This window comes from Massilia sp. LMS1-1-1.1, assembly GCF_040815535.1.
Lineage (GTDB): Bacteria > Pseudomonadota > Gammaproteobacteria > Burkholderiales > Burkholderiaceae_D > Janthinobacterium > Janthinobacterium aestuarii.
Genome location: NZ_JBFPNG010000012.1, coordinates 353301 through 374879, shown reverse-complemented (window position 1 = coordinate 374879; position 21579 = coordinate 353301). Strand labels below are relative to the sequence as shown.

Sequence of the window (21579 nt, the reverse complement as noted above, 5' to 3'; positions counted from 1 at the left end):
TATCCCGATGTTAGCTTGTGCCAACACCCCACAGCGTAAAACTGGGGTCAGACCCGACGGGTCTGACCCCGGCACTTTGCCGTTGGGGTAAAAATTACACCTTATCCAGCCCCACCTGCGCGCCCGTAAACACCAGGTTGCCGTTCTGGGCGTCGATGCGGATCTCGTCTTTCGGGCCGAACTTGCCTTCCAGGATCAGCTTCGACAGCGGATTTTCGATCTGCTGCTGGATCGCCCGTTTTAATGGACGGGCGCCATACACCGGGTCGTAGCCCGCTTCGGCGATTTGCTGCAAGGCCGCGTCGGTCAGGCTCAGCTGCATGTCCATGCGCGCCAGGCGTTCTTCGAGAATCTTCAGCTGGATCTTCGCGATCGCGCCGATGTTTTTCTCGTCGAGGCCGTGGAACACGACGATTTCGTCGATACGGTTGACGAACTCGGGACGGAAGTGCGAGCGTACCTCGGCCATCACGGCCAGCTTCACGACACCGGGATCATCGCTTTCCATGGCCTGGATTTTATGCGAACCCAGGTTCGAGGTCATGATGATGACGGTATTCTTGAAGTCCACCGTACGGCCCTGGCCATCCGTCATGCGTCCGTCGTCGAGCACTTGCAGCAGCACGTTGAAGACGTCGGCATGCGCCTTTTCCACTTCGTCGAGCAGGATCACGCTGTACGGCTTGCGGCGCACGGCTTCCGTCAGGTAGCCGCCCTCGTCGTAGCCCACGTAGCCCGGTGGCGCGCCGATCAGACGGGCCACGGAATGCTTCTCCATGAACTCGCTCATGTCGATGCGGATCATCGATTCTTCCGTATCGAACAGGAAGGTGGCCAGCGCCTTGCTCAATTCCGTCTTGCCGACGCCCGTCGGTCCCAGGAACATGAAGGAACCATACGGACGGTTCGGATCGCTCAAGCCGGCGCGCGAGCGGCGGATGGCGTCCGCGACGGCCGTGATCGCTTCATCCTGGCCCACGACGCGCTCATGCAGCTTCTCTTCGATGTGCAGCAGCTTGTCGCGTTCGCCCTGCATCATGCGCGACACGGGTATGCCCGTCGCGCGCGACACCACTTCGGCGATTTCCTCGGCGCCCACTTCCGTGCGCAGCAGCTTCGGCTGGTCGGGGTCGAGTTTCGGCATGCCGCTGTCAGCCTGCTTGAGCTGGGCTTCCAGCTGCGGCAGCTTGCCGTACTGCAGCTCCGACACTTTCTGCCAGTTGCTCTCGCGCGTGGCCTGCTCCATCTGCAGCTTGACGTTTTCGATCTCTTCCTTGATGTGCGTGCTGCCTTGCACCACGGCTTTTTCCGCCTTCAGGATTTCCTCGAAGTCATTGTATTCACGCTGCAGCTTGACGATCTCCTCCTCGATCAGGCCCAAGCGGCGCAACGACGCTTCGTCCTTTTCCTTCTTGACGGCTTCGCGCTCGATCTTCAGCTGGATCAAGCGGCGTTCCAGCTTGTCCATCACTTCCGGCTTCGAATCGATCTCGATCTTGATCTTCGCCGCCGCTTCATCGATCAGATCGATCGCCTTGTCGGGCAGGAAACGGTCGGTGATGTAGCGGTGCGACAGCTCGGCGGCCGCGATGATAGCCGCGTCCGTGATCTCCACCTTGTGGTGCAGCGCGTATTTATCCTGCAAGCCGCGCAGGATGGCAATCGTCGCTTCCACGGTCGGCTCGTCGACAAGCACTTTCTGGAAGCGGCGTTCCAGCGCGGCATCCTTCTCGATGTACTTGCGGTACTCGTCCAAGGTGGTGGCGCCCACGCAGTGCAACTCGCCGCGCGCCAGCGCCGGCTTGAGCATATTGCCCGCGTCCATCGCGCCTTCGGCCTTGCCCGCGCCCACCATGGTGTGCATCTCGTCGATGAAGACGATGGTTTGCCCTTCATCCATGGCCAGTTCCTTCAGCACGGATTTCAGGCGTTCCTCGAATTCGCCGCGGAATTTCGCGCCGGCCAGCAAGGCGGCCATGTCCAGCGACAGTACGCGCTTGCCTTTCAGGGACTCGGGCACTTCGCCATTGACGATGCGCTGCGCCAGGCCTTCAACGATGGCCGTCTTGCCCACGCCCGGTTCACCGATCAGCACGGGATTGTTCTTGCTGCGGCGCTGCAGGATCTGGATGGTGCGGCGGATTTCATCGTCGCGGCCGATGACAGGGTCGAGCTTGCCCTTGCGCGCCCGCTCCGTCAGGTCCAACGTATATTTTTTCAGGGCTTCGCGCTGTCCTTCGGCCTCTTGCGAGTCGACCTTGTTGCCGCCACGCACGGCGTCGATGGCCGCTTCCAGTGCCTTGCGGGTCAGGCCGTTTTCGCGCGCCAGCTTGCCGCAGTCGGACTTGTCGTCCGTCATCGCCAGCAAGACCATTTCGCTGGAGACGAACTGGTCGCCCGCCTTTTGCGATTCCTTGTCGGCCAGGTTCAGCAAGGCGACGAATTCGCGGCTGACCTGCACGTCGCCGCCCGTGCCCGATACCTTGGGCAAGCGTTCGATCGAGGCGCCCAGGGCCTTGGACAGGCCGCCCACGTTGACGCCGGCCCGCTGCAACAGCGAGCGGGCGCCGCCGTCGTCCTGGTTCAACAGGGCCGTCAGCAAATGGACTGGTTCGATATAGGGGTTGTCGTTGCCCACGGCCAAGCTTTGCGCATCGGCCAGGGCTTCCTGTAATTTGGTAGTGAGTTTGTCTTGTCGCATGAAAAGCGCTCCCGGTTAATTAGTTGTTAACCAAATTGGGGTGAGAGAGTACTTTTCAAGCATACACAAAGCAGAAAACCGATGCATTTGGGCAAAAGCTACGGTGCGGGCCCCGTACGATTCAAATGGCGCTTGCTTTTGCGGCCCACTTGTTTAACGCGGTCTCATCGCTGTCGCGCGCATCGACCCAGCGCGCCCCTTCGGGCGTGTCTTCCTTCTTCCAGAATGGCGCTTCCGTCTTCAAGTAATCGATGATGAACTCGCAGGCGGCGAAGGCCTCGCCCCGGTGGGCGGACGAGACCGCCACCAGCACGATCTGCTCCTGCGGCAGCAGGGGCCCCACGCGGTGGATCACCAACGCGCCGGACAGCGGCCAGCGGCCCCGCGCCTGTTCGACGATGGCTACAATGGACTTTTCCGTCATGCCCGGATAGTGCTCGAGCTCCATGGCCGCCACGTCCAGTCCTTCGTTCATGTCGCGCACCGTGCCGACGAAGCCGACGACGGCGCCCACCTTGGGATTGCCTGCACGCAATTGTGCGATTTCTTGACTCAAGTCAAAATCGGCTTGCTGGACGCGGACGGTGGTACTCATTTGACGTTTCCTCCGATACGGCGCAGCAAGGTTTCGATGCGGCTGGCCGTGCGCGCATCGGTGGCGGCCGCGATCGCGCACAGCTGCATCAGCTGCGACGCTTGCGTGAGCGGCTTCTGGCCCGATTTCAGCGACGATTGCAGCACCTCCACCTGCATTTTCAGGCGATCGCGGGCAAATTCGGCGCCGCTGTCGACGCCGGCGACGATTTCCAGGCGCAACACTTCATCGAGCAAGCGCTCCTGGTTGGCCTGCAATTGCCGCACGTAGGCGGCGCTGCCCTCGCCCAGCGCGGCCTGGGCGGCGGCAAAGCGCTGCTGCAGGCTGCGTTCGTATTGCGCGTCGAGCGGCGGCAAGGCGCTCCAGCGCTCGCTCCATGCTTGCGCATCGGTGCCAGCGCCATCAGCCAGTGAAACTTCCAGCGATTGCACCAATCGCAGCTTGTCGCGCAGGGCATTGGCCTGGGCCGCGCCAGCCCGTTCGGCGATGGCGTCCGCCTGCGCCTGCACGCCGGCGACGGCCGCCTGGTAGCGCTGCTCGATCTTCGCTTCGCTGGCGCGCGGCACGGGACCCGTGGCGTTCCATGCGGCGCGCGTGTCGCGCAGCAAGTGGTTGATGAAGGCGGTGCGGCTCTTGTCGTCGCCCTCGGGCACGACGGCCGTTTCCAGCGCGGCGCACAGCGCTTCGCGCGCATGCAGGTGTTCGCGGCGCTCGTGGTCGGCCGCGTGGGCCGTTTCCTTGCGCTTGGCGAAGATGTCGTCGCAGGCGGCGCGGAAGCGCTGCCACAGCGCCTGTTCCGCGCGGCGCTCGAGCGGCAAGGCTTTCGCCAGTTCCTGCCATTTATCCTGCAAGGCTTTCAGCATGTCGACCGTGTTGCGCTCTGACGGCTTGAGCAAGCCCACTTCGACGATCAATTGTTCGCGGCGCGCCGTCTCGATCTGGCGCTGCGTATCGAGCGGCTTCGACAGGGCATCCAGCGCGGCGCCAAATTCCGCGTCCAGACGTTTCTTTTCCTTGCGGTCGATGGTGCCCAGTCGCGTCCACGCCTGGCGCAAGCGCTGCGAGGCGGAGGCGACGTGTTTCCAGTCGGTGCTCTCCTCGGCCGCCAGGGCCGCCGTTTCCGCGATCAATTCCTGGGCCTTGGCCGCATTGCCGTGGCGCTCTTCGGCCAGCTGCTTGAAATGCTGGGCCGCCGGCGCATAGGCCACGCTGCATGCCGCGTCGAAACGCTCCCACAGGGACTTCGGTGCGGGACCGGACAAGGTGTCGAGCGACTTCCAGCGCTCGCGCAAGCTGCCCACTTTCTTGGCCAGCTCGGCCATGGGGAGTTGCTGCGCCGGCAATTCCTCGCCCGCCTTGACCAGTTCCTCGCGCGACACGTTGCCGCCCCAGCGCGCCCAATCGGCCAGGCGCTTGAACTCCGCGCGCACGTGGGCCAGGCGATCCGCTTGCGCCGGCGTCAATCGGCCGTGCTTGGTGTCGCGCAAAGTCTTGTCGTGCTCGGACGCCACGTGCAGCAAGCCATCCTGCAGGGCCGCTTCCATGGCGTCGAGCGTCTTGAAGAATTGCTCCGTCGCTTCTTTCGACACGGGCGCGTGTTCCTGGCGCGGCTTGCGCGGTACAGGTACAGGCTCGGCATGGGCCGCTGCGGCCTCTGGCACCGCGTGCACGGGCGCCGGAGCGCTGGCCAGCACGGCCACAAATTGCTGCTGCAAGCTGTCGGACAATGGCGACTCGGGCAGGCGCGGCAAGGCTTGCCATGCGCGTTTCAAGAGATCCACGTCCAGAGTGGCGGCGTCCTGCGCCTGCCATTCGGCCAGCGCGGCCTGGCGCGCGTCGAACACGGTCTGGTGCTGCTGCAGTGCCTGCAAGGCGGACTGCGCCTGCTCGCGCGCCTGCGTGAAATCGGTTTCCAGGTGTTTCGGCACGGAAGCGCGCTCGGGCGATTGCGCATGCTGCGCATGTTCCGCATCGAGGCGGGCCAGCGCCTGCGCCAGCTCGCCGGCGGACTGGCCGCTGGCAGCCAAGGCGCGCGCGGCGGCGACGGCGTCGATCACGGCGCGCTGCAGCGCCACTTGCGCTTCCAGGCGGGCGGCCAGCGCGGCGCGCGCGGCGGCAAACGCCGTCGCCAGCTCGGGCGTGGCCTTGATGACTTGCCATTGGCGGTCCAGCTCGGCCACCTGGTTCGGGCTCAGTTTTTCATCGTTCAACAGGCGCTGGGCCGTGGCGATGCTGGCCTGGGCGCGTTGCGTCTCGGCGGCCTGGTGACGGATCAGGTCGATGCGGCCCTGCATCAGCTTGGCCACGCGACGATCCGTGTTGCGCATGGCGTGGTGGACTTTTTCCAGCAGGGGCAAGGCATAGACGTGTTCGGCCGCGATCAGACGGGCATCGGCAAATTCGCTGGACATGATGAAATCGGCAGCGGCGGCTTCGTCGCCGGCCACGGCATGGGCACGCGCAACCTGTTCGGCGCGGCGCGATGCGCTCTGCGCCGAGGCGGCGGCCTGTTCTGCCACGGCAGGATCGGGTGCGGCAGTCTTGCTGGCAGAACGCTTGAAGAGAAATTCGAACATGACGGGTTTCGCGTGGATCAAAACCACCATCATAACAAAGCCCGGGGTATTGCATCGGACAGGTATGTACAAGTTACCAAATCAGTAACATAGTAAGCAAGCTGGCATTTCTCCTATGAGAGCGCCAGTGCAAAACCACGGACGCGGCCCCGGCGCAAACGGGTGAACGGGGTGTGCGCTCGCTCCGCGTTCAAGCCTGCGCGCGCAGAGGCTGCGGCGGCACGGGCGACGCGGACTCTGTGCCATCCGCTATCGTTTCGGCGCTGCCGCCGGCTGCCGGCAAAACAAAGGGCAGCACCTGCGCCTTGCCACGGCGCGCTTCCTGCGCGCGCGCATCGTGGGCGAGGAACTGGTAGGCGATGGCAAACCATGTTTCGCCGACGATGACCTTGCGCGCCAGCGCGAACAGCTCGCGCTCTTCTTTTTCCAGGCGCTGCAGCAAGGCCGCGCAAAAGGCGTCGATGGCGGCGCACAGCTGCTCGGCCTGCGATTCGGAATGGTCGATGGCGGCGCCCGCGCGCTGCTGCACGACGTTGATGCTTTCCAGCGCCGCATGGTTCAAGCCGTTGAGCTCATTGAGCAAACCGTCCGCATGCGGCGCGGCCTGGCGGATGGCGGGGATCAGATACATCTCCACCTTGCGCCAGTAGCCGCCCTGGTACAGCCGGCTCAGCCAGTCGCCCGCATACTGCAGCTGGGCCAGATTGAGCCTGCTCTGGTGGCGCAGCTGCACATGCATGTATTTCTGAAAAGCCAGCAGGCTCATGCGGATGCTGGCCTGTTCCACCGACAGGGAAACCAATATATATGTTGCCGTAAGCATGCACTCACTCCCGAAAATGGGCTGGATGTCTGATCCTGGAAGTGAAAGTGTAAAGACTACCGACAGCGGCCGGTTTGATCCTGCACAAACCCGCGGCGGGCCAGCCGCGCTTTCTTTTACGGCGCGTGCAAGCCGATATGCAGATTGACAACGCCAGGCTCTTCCGATGGCGTGACCTCGCCGCCAAAGCTTTTCACCAGCCGCTGCATGCCCTTGTTGCGCGCCATGGCCTCGCCCACCAGCGCTTCCGTGCCGCGGCTGCGGAAGTAGTCGACGAGCTTTTCAAACAGGATGTGGCCCAGGCCCTTGCCTTTCAGGGCCGAGCGCACGGCGATGGCGAAGTCGGCGTGGATGTTGTCCGGGTCGGCCACGGCGCGCACCACGCCCAGGGTTTCCGGTTTGCCGTCCGGCCCCGTGTGCGTGGCGATGAAGGCCATGGCGCGGTCGTAATCGATCTGTGTCAGGCGCGCCAGCTGCGACACGGGCAGCTCGCGCATGGACGTAAAGAAGCGCAGGCGCACGTCGTCCGGGTCCAGCGCGTGGAACAGGTCCATGTGCTGCGGCGCGTCTTCGGGGCGGATGGGGCGCAGCAAAATCGGCTGGTCCATCCACGTCACCTGCTCTTCCAGTTCCTGCGGATACGGGCGGATGGCCAGGCGGTCGCGCTGCTGGCCCGGTTGCAAGCGGATGCGCGCGTCAAGGGCGATCACGCCATCGGCGTCGGCCACCAGCGGATTGATGTCGAGTTCGGCCAGTTCGCCGATGTCGGCCACCAGTTCGGCCACCTGTATCAGCGTGTAGCAGATGGCGTCGATGTCGGCCGGCGGCTGGTTGCGGTAGCCGGCCAGCAGTTTCGACACGCGCGTGCGCGCCAGCATGTCGCGCGCCAGCACCATGTTCAGCGGCGGCAGGCCGATCGCATGGTCGGCCGTCACTTCCACGGCGATGCCGCCCTGCCCCACGAGGATCACGGGGCCGAAAGCGGCGTCCGTCGTCACGCCGACGATCAATTCATGCGATTGCGGCCGGCGCGCCATCTGCTGCACCGTGAAGCCGTCGATCAGTGCATCGGGGCGCATGCGGCGCACGCGCTTGAGCATGGCGGCGGCGGCCGTGCGCAGGATGTCGGGTGTGTCGAGGTCGAGCGCCACGCCGCCCACGTCGGATTTATGGGCGATGTCGGGCGAATGGATCTTCAGCGCGACGGGATAGCCGATGTCGGCCGCCACGGCCAGCGCCTCTTCCACGTCGGCCGCCATGCGCGTGATGGCGACGGGAATGCCGTAGGCGGCCAAAATCTCTTTTGAGCGGCATTCACCGAGCACCGTCTGGCCGGCCGCCAGCGCGGCGGCGACGATTTCGCGCACGCGCGCGCGGCGCGGCGTAGCCGACATGGGCAGCTGCGCCGGCACCTGCATCAGGGTTTCCTGGTTGCGCCGGTACTGCACGATCTGCATGAAGCCATGCACGGCCTTTTCCGGCGTGTCGTAGGTGGGAATGCCGGCCCGGTTGAAGACCTGGCGCGCGGGCGCCACGGTGGTGCCGCCCAGCAGGCATGACAGCACCGTGCGCGAGGTGGCCTTGATCAGCGGCGTGACGGCTTCGGCGATGTCGATCGACGAGACCATGGCCGTGGGCGCGTGCAGCAACAGCAAGGCGTCCGCCTGCGGCTCGTCGAGCAGCGGCTTGATGGCGTCGGCATAGCGCTGCACGGCCGCGTCGCCGGGCAAGCCCACGGGGTTGTCGTGCGACCAGCCCCGTGGCAGCGCCTTTTCCAGCGCGATCACGGTATCGGGCGACAGCTCGGCCAGCTTGCCGCCGCTGCTCACCAGCGCATCGGTGGCCATCACGCCCAGGCCGCCGCCGTTGCACAGGATCGCCAGGCGCTCGCCGCGCTGCGAGCGGATGTGCGTGAGCGTTTCCACGGCGTCGAACAGTTCTTCGGCCGAATACACGCGCAGCATGCCGGCGCGGCGGATGGCCGCGTCGTAGACGGCATCGGAACCGGCCAGCGCGCCCGTGTGCCAGGCCGCCATGGCCGCGCCTTCCGCCTCGCGCCCCGCTTTCAGGACGATCACGGGTTTGCTGCGCGCGGCCGCCCGCGCGGCCGACATGAATTTGCGCGCGGCCTGGATGTCTTCCATGTACAGCAGGATGGCGGCCGTGTCGATGTCGCCGGCCAGGTAGTCGAGCAGGTCGCCAAAATCGATGTCGTAGCTGGCGCCGAGCGAAATGAACTTGGAAAAGCCCACGCCGTGCGCGTTGGCCCAGTCAAGCACGCCCGACACCAGCGCACCCGATTGCGACACGAAGGCGATCTTGCCGCTCGTCGCGCCGACATGCGCGAAGCTGGCGTTCAAGCCCAGTTTCGGCACGAGCAGCCCCATGCTTTTGGGGCCCAGGATGCGCAGCAAATGCGGCTTGGCCGCCTTCAGCATGGCCAGGCGCAGCGACTGCTCGCGCACGGGATCGAGGCCCGACGTCATGACGATGGCCGCGCGCGTGCCCAGCGCGCCCAGTTCGCGGATCAGCGCCGTGATGGTGGCGGGCGGCGTGCAGATGATGGCCAGGTCCGGCGCCTTCGGCAAGTGCGCCAGCTTGCGGTAGCATTTCAGGCCCATCAGCTCGTCGTACTTGGGATTGACGGGCCAAATCTCCCCTTGGTAGCCGCCTCCCAGCAGGTTGTACAGGGCGATGGCGCCCAGCTTGCGCTCGCGCGCCGTGGCGCCGATCAGGGCCACCGAGGCCGGCTTGAACAGCTTGTCGAGATTACGGATACTCATGTTCTGGCCTCATGGTTTGCCGGAGCGGCTTGGTCACGTCCCAGTGTATAGGATGCGTTGCCAAAAAAACTTGACCTTGTCACGCGTTTCGCAAAAAATCACGCGCCTACCAGCGCGAGCGGTGGCTTTCCGTGACGCCCGCCAGCTGCGCCACGATGCGCTTGGGAGACTCCGCGCTGGTGCGCACCCAGCCGCTGAAAGTGCCGATGGGCTGGATGTAGCGGCTGGCGGCGATCCACAGGTTTTTGTCCTCGCGCCGCGCGCCTTCCGGCTTGAAGTGCAGGTCGAGCAAATCGTCGTCCGTCCACACATGCCACGGCGCCAGCGGGTTGTCGGGATTGAAGTCGAAATGCGCGCGGCCCAGCGCATACAGCTGGCCATCGAGCCACAGCGCGTTTTCATGCGCGCCGAAATAGCCGGCCTGCAGATTGAATCCCAGGTCCAGGCTGTGCGCCGAAGCCCAGCGCCATTCCGTCTCGCGCGCCAGCAACCCGTTCGAATAATCGAAGCTGGCCACGCCATCGTCCAAACTGTAGCCGACGGCGCCGCAGCGCACGGTGCCCCACAAGGGCAAACCGCCCGACTTTTGCGTCGCATGCACGCTGCCGCCCTCGCCTACGGGGCCGATGGCCAGCAAGGTGGGCGCGACGGGCGGGCCCCATTCCGCATCGATGCCGAAATGACCGCAATCGAGCCGCAAACGGTAACGCTGCTGGGGCTGGGCCTCGATGCTGATTTTTTGCGACAAAAAACGGAAACGGCTGCTGGCGCCCGCATGCGGCGCCACCGATGCGCACAGGCCGGGGATGCCATCCTGCGAAAAGCTGGCCACGATCTTGCCCTTGTGGCGGTCGAAGGCATACGCGAAGGCCGTGCTGGTCCAGCCCAGGTCGACGATGGCCACGCCGCAAAATACGGCCGGTGTCGACAGGGCCACGTAATGCCAGCACTTGTGGTGGAACAAGCGCCAGAGGCCGCCGCGCGCATAGGGCGGCGCCAGCGCGGCCCAGTCGAAGGCGTCCAGCTGGCCTGTATAGCGGCCGAAACATGGCTGGCCACCGGCGTCGAGCAGGTGGGAAGGAGCCGGCGGCAGCATCATGCGGCCTGCCTTGCGGCGGCGCCGCCGTCGTGCAGCGCCTCGGTCAGCAGCGCGCCAAAAGCGGCCGGCTGCGCCTGGGCTATCGCAATATCCGGGCAGGCATGCCAGAGCGCCAGGCGCCGCACGGCGCCAGCCACGTCCTGCACCAGGCGGGGGCTGACGCGCACGCCGTCTTCCAGCGCCAGCGACTTGATCTCGAAGCGCCCCTGCGCGCGGTGCGCCTTGGCGTCCAGGCGCCCCACGAGCGCGCCGCGGCGCAAGATCGGCAAGGTGAAGTAGCCGTAGCGGCGTTTTTCAGCGGGCGTATAGCATTCGAGCCGGTAGTCGAAGCCGAACAATTCCAGCGCGCGGCGCCGATCCCAGACGACGGGATCGAACGGAGATAAAATCGTCGTCAGGGTGGGCGCCAGCTTGCCGGCGGCCGCCGCGCGCGCCAGTTCCGCGTGATCGGCATGTACGTAAACCGCATCGTCCCAGCCAGCTACCGTGCAGCGCAGCAGCGCCCCCTCGTCCACCAGCGCCTGCAAATCGTGCGCCAGGCTGGCGCGCGGCTGTTTGGTGCGGAAGTAGTCGCTGATCCAGCTGGCGCGCGCCAGGCCCAGCGCCTTCACGCTGGCCAGCAGCAGGCGCCGGCGCACCTGTTCTTCGGGCGGCAGCAAGCCGTCGTGCCAGCCCGGCAACACCCGTTCGGCCAGGTCGTAATAGCGCTGGAACTGATGGCGCTTGGCGATCATCAGCACGCCCGAGGTAAACAAGACTTCGAGCGAGCGCTTTTCCGGCTTCCAGCTCCACCAGCCACCGGCCTTGCCATCCGTGCGCTCGAAATCGGCCGAGCGCGCGGCGCCGTTGGCGCGGATATGTTCGAGCACGGAAGCGACGGCGTCGCCCTGCTCGGCCATCCATTTGACGGAATACTTCCAGCCCATGGCGGCCGGGTCCAGCATGCGGTGGCGGTACAAGCCATAGTCTTCGATGGGCACGAAGCACGCTTCATGCGCCCAGTATTCGAACAGCGCGCCCTCGGCCAGCAATTGCTCGAGCCACGGCTGCGGATAGTCGCCCAGCCGGCTCCACAGCACCAGGTAGGGACTGCGCGCCACCACATGGATGGTGTCGATCTGCAGCACGCCCATCTGGCGGATGGCGGCCAGCACGTCGGCCTTCACGGCCTTTTTACGCCTCGCCTGCAGCAAGCCCTGCGCGGCCAGGTGCAAGGCGCGCGCGGCGGCCAGGGAGAGCGGCGCGAGTATCGGTGCGGCGGGCGGAATCGGCAAGGTCAGTTCTTCCTCAAAAAAGGGGACGCGTCGGCGGCAGACATTTCAGGAAGATACCGCATTCCCGTCGCGCGCCATGCATTTTTTCTTGAATTTTATGGCTCTGTCATCGGCAAGTAGGGGAAATGCCGGAATCTTCCCTCGGATGTCTTGTCTGACTCTGCATACTTACCCTGCAGGAGCAGATCATGCGGTCAGCCGAATGGATCACCTTGATTGCGCAGTTTGCTCGTTTGAGCAGACGCCAGCGGCAGGCAGGCATAGCCCTGCTGCGTGGCAACGCGCCACACGACGCGACCGTCGCGCTGCTGGAAAATGTGGCGCAGCCGCGATTGGCCTGTCCCGCCTGCGACTCGGCGCACCTGCACCGGCATGGTCATGCGCACGGACTGCAGCGCTACCGTTGCGTGCCCTGCGGCCGCACCTTCAATGCACTCACCGGCACGCCGCTGGCGCGCTTGCGCCATAAATCGCTGTGGCTCGATTACGCCGATTGTCTGCTGGCATCGGATTCCGTGCGCAAGGCGGCGTTACATCTGGGCGTACACCGCAATACCACGTTTCGCTGGCGCCACCGTTTTTTATCGTTGGCAAAGACGGACCGGCCGCATGGCCTGCACGGCATCGCCGAGGCAGACGAGTTATATCTGCTGGAATCGGAAAAGGGATCCAGAGACATGACGCGTCCACCCCGCCGCCGGGGCGGCCATGCCCATAAACGCGGCATATCGAACGAACAGGTCTGCATCCTGGTGGCGCGCGACCGTACGGGACAGACCCTCGATTTCGTCACGGGAAAAGGAGCGCTAACCAAGGCGCAGTTGCATCACTGTTTGTTGCCCGTCATCGACAAGGATGTGCTGCTGGTCACCGATGGTCATGCAGCCTATCGGGCCTTCGCCAGGGAAGCGGGGATCAGCCACCAGGCCGTCAACCTGCGCGCCGGCATCCGCGTGCAGGGCGCCGCCCACGTGCAGAACGTCAACGCCTATCACAGCCGTTTGCGACAATGGATGGGGCCGTTTCACGGCGTGGCGACGCGCTACCTGCCGAACTATCTGGGATGGCGCTGGATACTCGACGCCAGGCGTATCCGTTCACCGGAAACGCTGTTGAAAGCAACGCTGGGTGCATTTCCACATCTAACGGTGACATAGCCAATTTTATTCATGCCATCGCACATTTTTACTCACCTTGCGCACCAGCAAGGTGCAAAAAACCCGGGCTATATGAACAGTTGATGACAAGCGCACGAGACTTCTTGACATGCCGTATGTGCTTCTATAACTTAAGAACAATATTGCCGCACAGCAATTAAACCACTCCCCTATCTTTGCCCGCAAGGCGCTGCCGTGGCGGTGAGGCAAACGCAACACCACAGGCGGGGATGCGGAGATAGCCAGTCCAATCTTGCATCATCAATAAAAACAAGGAAGATCGCATGCACACATCCCTGCTTCGGCCCCGGCAGCACCAGGCCGGCTTTATCCACTTTTCCAGGCGGCGCTTGCCACTGGCCCTGGCCCTGCTGCTGGCGGCGTGCGGCGGTGGCGGCGACAAACCGGCCACGCCCGCCATGGCGCAGCACCTGCTGGCGCAGACATCGGCCGAAACGGCGCTGACGCCAGTCGCCGCCACGGCCAGCTCGGCGGAACGGGGCGACCTGTCGGCCAGCGCCGCGATCGACCGCAACGACGGCACGCGCTGGGGCAGCGCGTTCTCCGACAATGAATACCTGACCCTCGATTTCGGCACCTCGCAACGCATCACCCGCGTGCATATCGCCTGGGAAAACGCGCACGCCAGCGCCTACCTGCTGCAGGTATCGGACGACAATACGCACTGGACCACCATCCAGAACGTCAGCGACAGCAAGGGCGGCATCGAGGACATCACGGGGTTCGACGCGCAAGGACGCTACCTGCGCATGCAGGGCCTCAAACGCGCGGGCCAGTATGGTTACTCCATCTTTGAAATCCAGGCATTTTCGGGCACCCCCATACTGCCGCCCGTGACGCCGCCCGTCACCGAACCGCCCCCGGTCACCATCGATCCGGGCCAGCCCGGCGTGGCCATCTCGCCCGTGGCCGCCACTTCCTCTCCCGTGGAAAACAACGGCATGTCGGCCGCCATGGCGATCGACGGCAAGACGGGTACGCGCTGGGCCAGCAAGTTCGAGGACGGCGCCTGGATACAGTTCGACTTCGGCGCGAAGACGCCCGTCGGCTACATGAAACTGCTGTGGGAAAACGCGTACGGCAAGCAGTACGCGCTGCAGGTGTCCGACGACGGGCAGAACTGGTCGCAAGTGCGCTACGTGAGCAATGGCCACGGCGGCACCGAGGAATTCTTCAACCTGGGCATCCATGCCCGCTACATCCGCCTGCAGGGCGTGGCGCGCGCCACGCAGTATGGCTACTCGCTGCTGGAAGTAAGCTTCAAGACGCCGGGCAGCGACAACAGCCTGCCGTCGACCGCGACGTCGGCGCTGAAATTCCCCGCCAACGGCGCCGGCTGGACGCCGCTGCCCGCCGCCGCCCAGCCGCTGGAAAGCCTGCAATTCACCTTGGCCGACGGCACCCTGGTGACGCGCTTCGGCGCGCGCGGCCTGGCGCGCCATGGCCGCGAGCGGGGCGAGGAATGGAATGAGATCGGCTACGGCCCGAATGAAACGGTCGATCCCGTCACGGGTCTGCCGCAAGACAAGGGTCCGGGCAACTACCTGACTTTCGTGCCGCAGTACTTCAAGAACCGCACCTGGGGCGTGGAAATCATCGACAACAGCAAGGTAAGCGGCGTCACCAAGCCCACCCTGATCGTCAACCAGTACACCACCGTCGATTTCCTCTCCGGCGGCGTGGCTTTCTTCCGTGGCTTCGACCGTCCCGGCGTGACGGGCTATGGCTGGATGTCGCCCGGCGAACTGGTGGACCGCAACGTCCCCGTCTGCAAGCCCATGGCCTATCCGGCCAACGACAGGCTGACGAACGCCAACGGCATCAACGGCGCCTGCACCTTGCTGATCAAGGAGTACCCGGGCCATGGCGGCCTCGATGCCGGCGGCATGCCGAACGGCACCGACGTCAAGGCGCGCGCGCTGACGGCCGGCGACATCATCGAAGTGTCGCCATCGATGTTTTCCACCACCGCGTCGATGGCATCGAAAGGCGATGATGGCGGCATCCGCTACTACTCGTACGAATGGACGTATGTCGTGGGCGCGGGACTGCGGCCGTGGTATGGCGTGCAACCGCGCCTCAATGGCGTGCCCCTGCCGGAAGAAACGCTGTCCGGCGGCCTCGGTTCCGTGTCGTATAACTACTCGGACAACGCCCTGTTCATGTTCCAGCAGCCGCACAACAACATCGGCATGCAGAACATGCAGCGCTTCGTCGAGGGCCGCCGCCTGGTGCACACCAACTTCACCACCGGTGACCACAACGAAGGCGGCAACGACCGCTACGCGCCCGCCATCGGGCTGCAGGGACAGCGCTACGGGCAGTCGGCCTGCATCGCCTGCCACGTCAACAATGGCCGCAGCCCCGCGCCGATGGCCGTGAACCAGCGCCTCGACACGATGGCCGTGCGCGTCGCCAGCATCAATGCGGCGGGACAGCAGGTGCCGCACCCGCAATACGGCACGGCGATCCAGATGAATGCCGTGTCGCCGTCCGGCGTGCCGCAAAACTGGGGCAACAGCGTCAGCGTGGGCGGTTTTACGACACGCAAGACTACCCTGGCCGATGGCACGCAGGTCGAACTGCGCAAGCCGACCTTGGCCTTCGAAGGGCCGGTGCCGCAAATCGTCTCGCTGCGCGCGGCGCCGCCGATGATCGGCACGGGCTTGCTGGAAGCCGTGCCGGAAGCCGACATCCTGGCGCGCGCGCGCAGCACGCCGGATGCCGACGGCGTCATGGGCCTGCCCAACTATGTGTATGAACCGGAGACGGGCGCCGTGCGCCTGGGCCGCTTCGGCTGGAAAGCAGCGAAAGCCACCTTGCGCCACCAGGCCGCCGACGCGCTGCTGCTGGACATGGCCGTCACCTCGCCCGTGTACCGCAACCGCGCCTGCATGGCGGGGCCGGTGGCCTGCGCGGCGGGCGGCGCCCAACCGGGCATTTCGGAAGCGGACCTGCAGTCGATCACGCAATACCTGGCCCTGGTGGCCGTGCCGGCACAGCGCAGCATCGCCAGCGGTTTCCCGAAAGGCGTGGCGCCGATCGAGGAACTCAAGGTCGACCCGCAGCAAGTGGCCGCCGGTTCGAAGCTGTTCCAGGGCATGCGCTGCGCCGCCTGCCACACGGTGGAAATGAAGACGGGCGCCGGACATCTGTTTGCGGAACTGCGCAACCAGACCATCCGCCCGTACACCGACCTGCTGCTGCACGACATGGGCCCCGAACTGGCCGACACCTTCACGGAAGGCCAGGCGCAAGGCAGCATGTGGCGCACGGCGCCCCTGTGGGGCATCGGCTACACGGAAAAAGTCATGGGCAATGGCGGCAAGGCCGGCTACCTGCATGACGGCCGCGCGCGCAACCTGACGGAAGCGATCCTGTGGCACGGCGGCGAAGGGACCAAGGCGCGCCAGCGTTTCGAGAACCTGTCGAAGACGGACCGCGACGCACTGCTGGCTTTCCTGAAGTCGCTATAAAGTCGGTCTAAGCACCTTGCCCTGGCGGGGCCGTCATGGAAACACGACGGTCACCGCCAGCCCCCGCCCCTGGAGGCCTTCGCCAAGGACGATGTCCGCGCCATGCCGTTCGGCGATGCGGCGCACGATGGACAGCCCCAGGCCGCTGCCGGGCAGCTGTCCGCTGCCCAGGCGCACGAAGCGTTCGAACACGCGCTCATGCAGGTCTTCGGCGATGCCCGGCCCCGTGTCGGCCACGCGCAAATAGCTGCGCCCCTCCTCCACGCCGCAGCTGACGGCCACAAAGCCCGGTGCAGGCGTGTAGCGCAGCGCATTCTCGACCAGGTTACGCAGCAGCATGTGCAAGCTGTCCGCATGCAGCGCGCACGGCGCCGGCGCCATGTTCACGCTCAGCGACAGCCGATACGGCGCGGCCTGCGCCTGCCATTGGGCGCCCTGCTGCGCCAGCAAGTGCGCCAGGTCCCACGGCGCCAGCGCCAGTACGGTATCCTGCGCCTGCGACTGGGGATCGAGCTGCGCCAGCGCCAGCAACTGGTTGACGAGGCGCGTGGCGCGCTCCACGCTGGCGCCCAGGGCGGCGATGAATTCCTCGCGTTCGTCCGCGCTGCGAGCCCGCTGCAGCACTTGCAGATTGGTCTTGATGGCGGCCAGTGGCGTGCGCAATTCGTGCGCCGCATCGGCCGTGAAGCGCTGCTCGTTGTCGCGGCTTTGACGCACCCTGCCAAACAGGCGGTTAATTTCCAGCAGCAGCGGGTGCAGTTCGGCGGGCGCGCCCGCGAGCCTGACGTCGGCCAGTTCATCGGGCGTGCGCGCCGACACTTCATCGGCCGACGCCTGCAGCACGCGAAACACGCGGTGGATGCTCCACCAGATGGCAATCGTGGCCAGCGCCACCAGCAGCAGGCCGAACAGCGCGATGCGGTAAAAGAAGCCGCGGCTGATGTCGTCGCGGTGGCTGGTCGGCTCGGCCACCAGCAGCTGCAGGCTGCGCTGCGGGTCCCACAGCGAAAACAGACGCCAGCGCTGGCCGGCTATGCTGGTCCAGGACAGGCCGTCCGGCGCGCTGCGCGACAGGGCGATGTCGGTCGCCGCGTCATTGCGGTACAGCACGCGCTGCTGCGCGTCGCGCACCTTGAACAGCAAATACTGGTGGGGATTCGGATGGCCGCGCAGCGGCACGTCGATGGGCCCCGTCAAGCCGTGTTTGCGCGCATCCTTTTCCACCAGCGACAGCAGCAGATGACCCGTCTCGATCAGCGACTGGTCGAACAATTCCTGGCTTTCACGGCGCGCTTCCACGTACACGATGGCGGCGCTGCCCACCCACAGGGCCAGGGTCAGGCCCAGCAGCACGGCCAGCAGGGTGCGCCGCAAGGACCAGGTTTTCACGCCGCCGCCAGCCGTTAAGAATCTCTTAAGAACTTCTGCGCAAGATCCGGAGCGAAATATTTTTTGGGTAGCCATGGGCGCAATTGTAAATGATTCTTATTGCGTCAATGATTCCCATTAGCCTGCACCAGCAACATACGCCAATAACTCATCCACCCTCAGGAGTTTGCATGTCCAACAGCACCCGCCGCGCGCGCCTGCCGCGTCCCACCACCCTGGCCCTGGCCTTGGCCGCCCTGTCCTGCCTGCCGGCGCACGCCCAGACGGGCGCGCCTGCCAGCATGCCGGAAGTGGTGGTTTCCGCCTCCGGTTTCGAGCAGGACATCAAGCAGGCGCCCGCCTCGATCACGGTGCTGACGCGCCAGGAACTGTCGAAGGAGCGCTTCGGCAACCTGACGCAGGCGCTGGAAAGCGTGGAAGGCATCGACGTGGGCGCGGCGGGCGACAAGACGGGCGGCATGAATATCAGCATCCGCGGCATGCCCAGCGACTACACCTTGGTGCTGATTGACGGACGGCGCCAGAACGCGGCCGGCAACGTCACGCCGAACGGCTTCGGCGGCACGCAAACGAGCTTCATGCCGCCGCTGGCTGCCATCGAGCGCATCGAGATCATCCGCGGCCCCATGTCGACCCTGTACGGCTCGGACGCCATGGGCGGCGTGATCAACATCATCACGCGCAAGGTGGGCAAGCAGTGGATGGGTTCCGTTTCAGCCGATTACACCGTGCAGCAGGAATCGGACTTTGGCGACGTCAAGGCTGGCCGCTTCTACCTGAGCGGCCCCATCGCCACCGACCTGCTGGGCCTGTCCCTGCGCGGCAGCAAGCAGCGCCGCGACGCGGCCGATATCCGCTCCCCGAATGCGGCCGGCGGGAGTACGGCAGCCAGCATGGGCGCGAACCCCGTGCGTGCGGACATTGAAAACTTTGGCGCGCGCCTGGCCTTCACGCCGAACCGCTACCACACCGTCATCCTCGACGCGGACGCGGGCCGCCAGACCTACGACAATTCGAACGGCCAGCTCGGCACCAAGACCGTACAGGGCGGCTACGGCCCGGAACAAAAATATAACCGTGACCAGTGGACCCTGTCGCACACGGGCCGCTTCGGCTTCGGCACCCTGGACAGCAGCTATATGGTGAACAAGACGGAAACCCTGGGCCGCACGATTCCGCCAGGCACGCCCGGCGCCGTCGCTGGCAGCGCGCGTACGCTGGAAGTGGAAAGCCAGGTATTCGACACCAAGCTGGTCATGCCATTAGGCAAGCACATGGCGACCGTCGGCGCGCAATGGTGGAAGGCGGAAATGACGGATGGCGTGGCGCCGAAAAAATTCGAATTCACGCAAAAAGCCCTGTTCGTGGAAGACGAATGGCAGGTGCTGGAGAACGTCACGCTGACCTTCGGCGCCCGTTATGACGATCACAGCATCTTCGGCGGCCAGACCAGCCCCCGCGCGTATGCCGTGTGGAACGCGACGCCGAGCTGGACCGTCAAAGGCGGCATCAGCAAGGGCTACAAGACGCCGCGCGTGGAGCAACTGTCGCCAGGCATCAACGGTTTCGGCGGCCAGGGCACGATCCCCCTCGTCGGCAGCCCGGACTTGAAGCCGGAAACGAGCACGACGACGGAAATCGGCGCCTACTTCGACAACCTGGCCGGCTGGACGGCCAGCGGCTCCCTGTTCAACAACGAATTCAAGGACAAGATCACGACGGGCACCGGCCTCGTCAATTGCGACTATCGTCCGTCGCCGAACCGTCCAGGCTGCGTCAGCTTCGGCAACTGGCCCAACGTCGATGCGTTTGGCCAGTCCGTCAACGTGGATGAGGCCGTCACACGCGGCGTCGAGCTGAACACGCGCTTCCCGCTGGGCAAGACCTTGTCGGCCAGCGCCAACTACACGTACACGGAAAGCGAACAGAAGAGTGGCAGCAACGCGGGCAAACCCTTGAGCGACACGCCCAAGCACGCCGTCAATGCGCGCCTGTCGTGGGATATCTCGCGCGAATGGAACGGCTGGCTGCGCGCCGAGTACCGCAGCGAGCGCTTCCGCGATCCGGGCACCTCGGCTTCCACGCGCGCCGCCAAGGCTGCGCTGGGCGACTACAAGGGCTACACCATGCTGCACCTGGGCACCAGCTACCAGTTGAACAAGCGCGTGACCCTGAACGCGGCCGTGTACAACCTGCTCAACAAGGACTTCATCGACTACCAGCCGTACCGCGCACCGGCATTGAACTACGCCAACCGCTATGTCAACAGCCTGGACGGACGCCGTCTGTGGCTGTCGGCCACCGTCGATTTCTGATGAGTTGATGGCTGACCAGCCATAGAGCACAGCGGGCTGCCTCAGGGCGGCCCGTTTTCCTTGTCAGGCCGCTTTGGGCTTGTCGATGCAATAACCGATCGCATGCACGGTGCGTATCAAGTCCCGCCCCAGCTTCTTGCGCAGGTGATGGATGTGCACTTGCACGGCGTTGCTTTCCACCTCGCCGCCCCAGCTGTACAGGTTTTTCTCCAGCTGTTCCCGGCTCAGCACCCGGCCGCCGTGCTCCAGCAGCAGTTGCAGGATGCGAAATTCCTTCACCGTCAGGGTCACGGGCAAGCCCCGTTGCGTCACCTGCCGGTCCGCGATATCGAGCACCAGGTCGCCGTGCACGAGGTTTTCGCGCAGGCGGCCGGCGGCGCGGCGGCAGGCGCTGCGGATGCGCGCGGCCAGTTCGTCGAGGTCGAACGGTTTCACGATGAAGTCGTCGGCGCCCGCGTCGAGGCCGGCGATGCGTTCGCCCACCTTGTCGCGCGCCGTGACGACCAGCACGGCGCCGCTGTAGCCGTTATCGCGCAGCACACCCAGCGCCTGCATGCCGTCCTGCCCGGGCAAGCCCAGGTCGAGCAGGATGCAGCCATAGTCGTGCAGGCGCACGGCCGTGTGCGCGTGTTCGGCGCTCGTGACCCAGTCGACGGCGTAGCCGCCCTGTTCCAGGCCGATCTGCGTGGCGCGGCCCAGCTGCGGGTCGTCTTCGGTCAGCAAGATGCGCATGGGGAAAGCGGCGCAGCCCGCTCAGTCCTTCTTCTTGATCAGGCCCGCCAGCGCGGCAAACGGATTATGCGTGGCCGGCGCCACCTCGGCCGACAGCAGGCCGGCGCCACGGTCCGCTTCCAGATAGCGCGAGTGTTCATTGTCGTGGCAATACAGGCACAGCAGTTCCCAGTTGCTGCCATCGGGTGGGTTGTTGTCGTGGTTATGGTCGCGGTGATGCACGGTCAGCTGCTGCACGTTGGCACGCGTAAATTCGCGCATGCAGCGGCCGCAGACCCACGGATACATCTTCAGCGAGCGCTCGCGGTAGCCGCTCTCGCGCTGGTCGGCGGCGCGGCGCGCTTCGGCCACGATCTTGTCCAGTCTTGCCGCGTCGGGCTTTTTACTCTGCATGACAACTTTCGATATGGGAGGTGGAAGCATCCATTTTAATGAGGATGGGGGCGCAATTGTACTTTTTCTGCCACGCCGCTAGCCCGTGTCGCCGCCGGCGTGTTTTTTTTAGCATGCACCGCGCCACAGATGCTTGATTTAACGCAAAATAAGCCCAGCGACAGACCGCGAACAGACGATGGGCGTGGCGGCGACGGGCTTATGCGCAAGGCAGCCGATTTCGGCTATCATGCGCGCCACGCCGC

The 21579-nt window shown here is 65.1% G+C and carries 13 protein-coding genes; 3 read left to right on the top strand and 10 right to left on the bottom strand.

Annotation, left to right across the window (positions count from 1 at the left end; genetic code table 11):
* Nucleotides 1-94: 94 nt before the first annotated feature.
* The 7 genes from clpB to MRBLMS1_RS11640 all read right to left on the bottom strand — a co-directional run bounded on the left by clpB (nt 95) and on the right by MRBLMS1_RS11640 (nt 11851).
* Nucleotides 95-2701 (bottom strand): ATP-dependent chaperone ClpB, encoded by a 2607-nt coding sequence (clpB, locus tag MRBLMS1_RS11670; protein WP_070304179.1) that lies wholly within the window; start codon nt 2699-2701, stop codon nt 95-97.
* A gap of 121 nt (nt 2702-2822) precedes the next feature.
* The gene (gene moaE, locus MRBLMS1_RS11665; RefSeq protein ID WP_070304178.1) at nt 2823-3296 is read right to left on the bottom strand and encodes a molybdopterin synthase catalytic subunit MoaE; all 474 of its coding nucleotides are present in this window, start codon (nt 3294-3296) and stop codon (nt 2823-2825) included.
* Entirely contained in the window at nt 3293-5872 is a 2580-nt protein-coding gene (locus tag MRBLMS1_RS11660) for a DUF349 domain-containing protein (protein ID WP_485879505.1), read from the bottom strand. Before MRBLMS1_RS11660 ends, moaE begins: the two co-directional genes overlap by 4 nt.
* Nucleotides 5873-6062: 190 nt before the next feature.
* The gene (locus MRBLMS1_RS11655; protein WP_485879504.1) at nt 6063-6695 is read right to left on the bottom strand and encodes a hypothetical protein; all 633 of its coding nucleotides are present in this window, start codon (nt 6693-6695) and stop codon (nt 6063-6065) included.
* A 116-nt stretch (nt 6696-6811) separates the two neighbouring features.
* A complete protein-coding gene (locus MRBLMS1_RS11650; RefSeq protein ID WP_485879503.1) occupies nt 6812-9478 on the bottom strand; it encodes a bifunctional acetate--CoA ligase family protein/GNAT family N-acetyltransferase in 2667 nt (888 codons plus the stop codon).
* 106 nt (nt 9479-9584) lie between these two features.
* Nucleotides 9585-10577, bottom strand: coding sequence for a DUF2804 domain-containing protein (locus MRBLMS1_RS11645; protein ID WP_485879502.1), 993 nt, complete (start codon nt 10575-10577; stop codon nt 9585-9587).
* The gene (locus tag MRBLMS1_RS11640; RefSeq protein ID WP_485879501.1) at nt 10574-11851 is read right to left on the bottom strand and encodes a winged helix-turn-helix domain-containing protein; all 1278 of its coding nucleotides are present in this window, start codon (nt 11849-11851) and stop codon (nt 10574-10576) included. Before MRBLMS1_RS11640 ends, MRBLMS1_RS11645 begins: the two co-directional genes overlap by 4 nt.
* A 188-nt stretch (nt 11852-12039) precedes the next feature.
* Here MRBLMS1_RS11640 and MRBLMS1_RS11635 point away from each other — a divergent pair, with 188 nt between their 5' ends.
* Both MRBLMS1_RS11635 and MRBLMS1_RS11630 read left to right on the top strand, forming a co-directional pair.
* Nucleotides 12040-13008 (top strand): IS1595 family transposase, encoded by a 969-nt coding sequence (locus MRBLMS1_RS11635; protein WP_485879500.1) that lies wholly within the window; start codon nt 12040-12042, stop codon nt 13006-13008.
* Nucleotides 13009-13292: 284 nt separating this feature from the next.
* Nucleotides 13293-16505 carry a di-heme oxidoredictase family protein gene (locus MRBLMS1_RS11630; RefSeq protein ID WP_485879499.1) on the top strand — a complete coding sequence of 1071 codons (3213 nt, stop codon included), beginning with the start codon at nt 13293-13295 and terminating at the stop codon, nt 16503-16505.
* Between the two features lie 33 nt (nt 16506-16538).
* Here the strand turns inward: MRBLMS1_RS11630 and MRBLMS1_RS11625 are convergent, their stop codons facing one another.
* A complete protein-coding gene (locus MRBLMS1_RS11625) occupies nt 16539-17894 on the bottom strand; it encodes a sensor histidine kinase (protein ID WP_485879498.1) in 1356 nt (451 codons plus the stop codon).
* 170 nt (nt 17895-18064) lie between these two features.
* Here MRBLMS1_RS11625 and MRBLMS1_RS11620 point away from each other — a divergent pair, with 170 nt between their 5' ends.
* Entirely contained in the window at nt 18065-20209 is a 2145-nt protein-coding gene (locus MRBLMS1_RS11620; RefSeq protein WP_485879497.1) for a TonB-dependent receptor domain-containing protein, read from the top strand.
* A 63-nt stretch (nt 20210-20272) separates the two neighbouring features.
* On the opposite strand, the gene MRBLMS1_RS11615 is transcribed toward MRBLMS1_RS11620, so the two are convergent.
* Nucleotides 20273-20941, bottom strand: coding sequence for a response regulator (locus MRBLMS1_RS11615; RefSeq protein ID WP_128139862.1), 669 nt, complete (start codon nt 20939-20941; stop codon nt 20273-20275).
* Between the two features lie 21 nt (nt 20942-20962).
* Complete coding sequence (locus MRBLMS1_RS11610) at nt 20963-21334, bottom strand: YajD family HNH nuclease (RefSeq protein ID WP_034755042.1); 372 nt, start codon at nt 21332-21334, stop codon at nt 20963-20965.
* Nucleotides 21335-21579: the final 245 nt, after the last annotated feature.

Excerpts from the sequence above, each read along its gene's own strand:
- clpB (WP_070304179.1), bottom strand. The coding sequence starts at position 2,701 with ATGCGACAAGACAAACTCACTACCAAATTACAGGAAGCCCTGGCCGAT.
- moaE (WP_070304178.1), bottom strand. The coding sequence starts at position 3,296 with ATGAGTACCACCGTCCGCGTCCAGCAAGCCGATTTTGACTTGAGTCAA.
- MRBLMS1_RS11660 (WP_485879505.1), bottom strand. The coding sequence starts at position 5,872 with ATGTTCGAATTTCTCTTCAAGCGTTCTGCCAGCAAGACTGCCGCACCC.
- MRBLMS1_RS11655 (WP_485879504.1), bottom strand. The coding sequence starts at position 6,695 with ATGCTTACGGCAACATATATATTGGTTTCCCTGTCGGTGGAACAGGCC.
- MRBLMS1_RS11650 (WP_485879503.1), bottom strand. The coding sequence starts at position 9,478 with ATGAGTATCCGTAATCTCGACAAGCTGTTCAAGCCGGCCTCGGTGGCC.
- MRBLMS1_RS11645 (WP_485879502.1), bottom strand. The coding sequence starts at position 10,577 with ATGATGCTGCCGCCGGCTCCTTCCCACCTGCTCGACGCCGGTGGCCAG.
- MRBLMS1_RS11635 (WP_485879500.1), top strand. The coding sequence starts at position 12,040 with ATGCGGTCAGCCGAATGGATCACCTTGATTGCGCAGTTTGCTCGTTTG.
- MRBLMS1_RS11630 (WP_485879499.1), top strand. The coding sequence starts at position 13,293 with ATGCACACATCCCTGCTTCGGCCCCGGCAGCACCAGGCCGGCTTTATC.
- MRBLMS1_RS11620 (WP_485879497.1), top strand. The coding sequence starts at position 18,065 with ATGTCCAACAGCACCCGCCGCGCGCGCCTGCCGCGTCCCACCACCCTG.
- MRBLMS1_RS11615 (WP_128139862.1), bottom strand. The coding sequence starts at position 20,941 with ATGCGCATCTTGCTGACCGAAGACGACCCGCAGCTGGGCCGCGCCACG.
- MRBLMS1_RS11610 (WP_034755042.1), bottom strand. The coding sequence starts at position 21,334 with ATGCAGAGTAAAAAGCCCGACGCGGCAAGACTGGACAAGATCGTGGCC.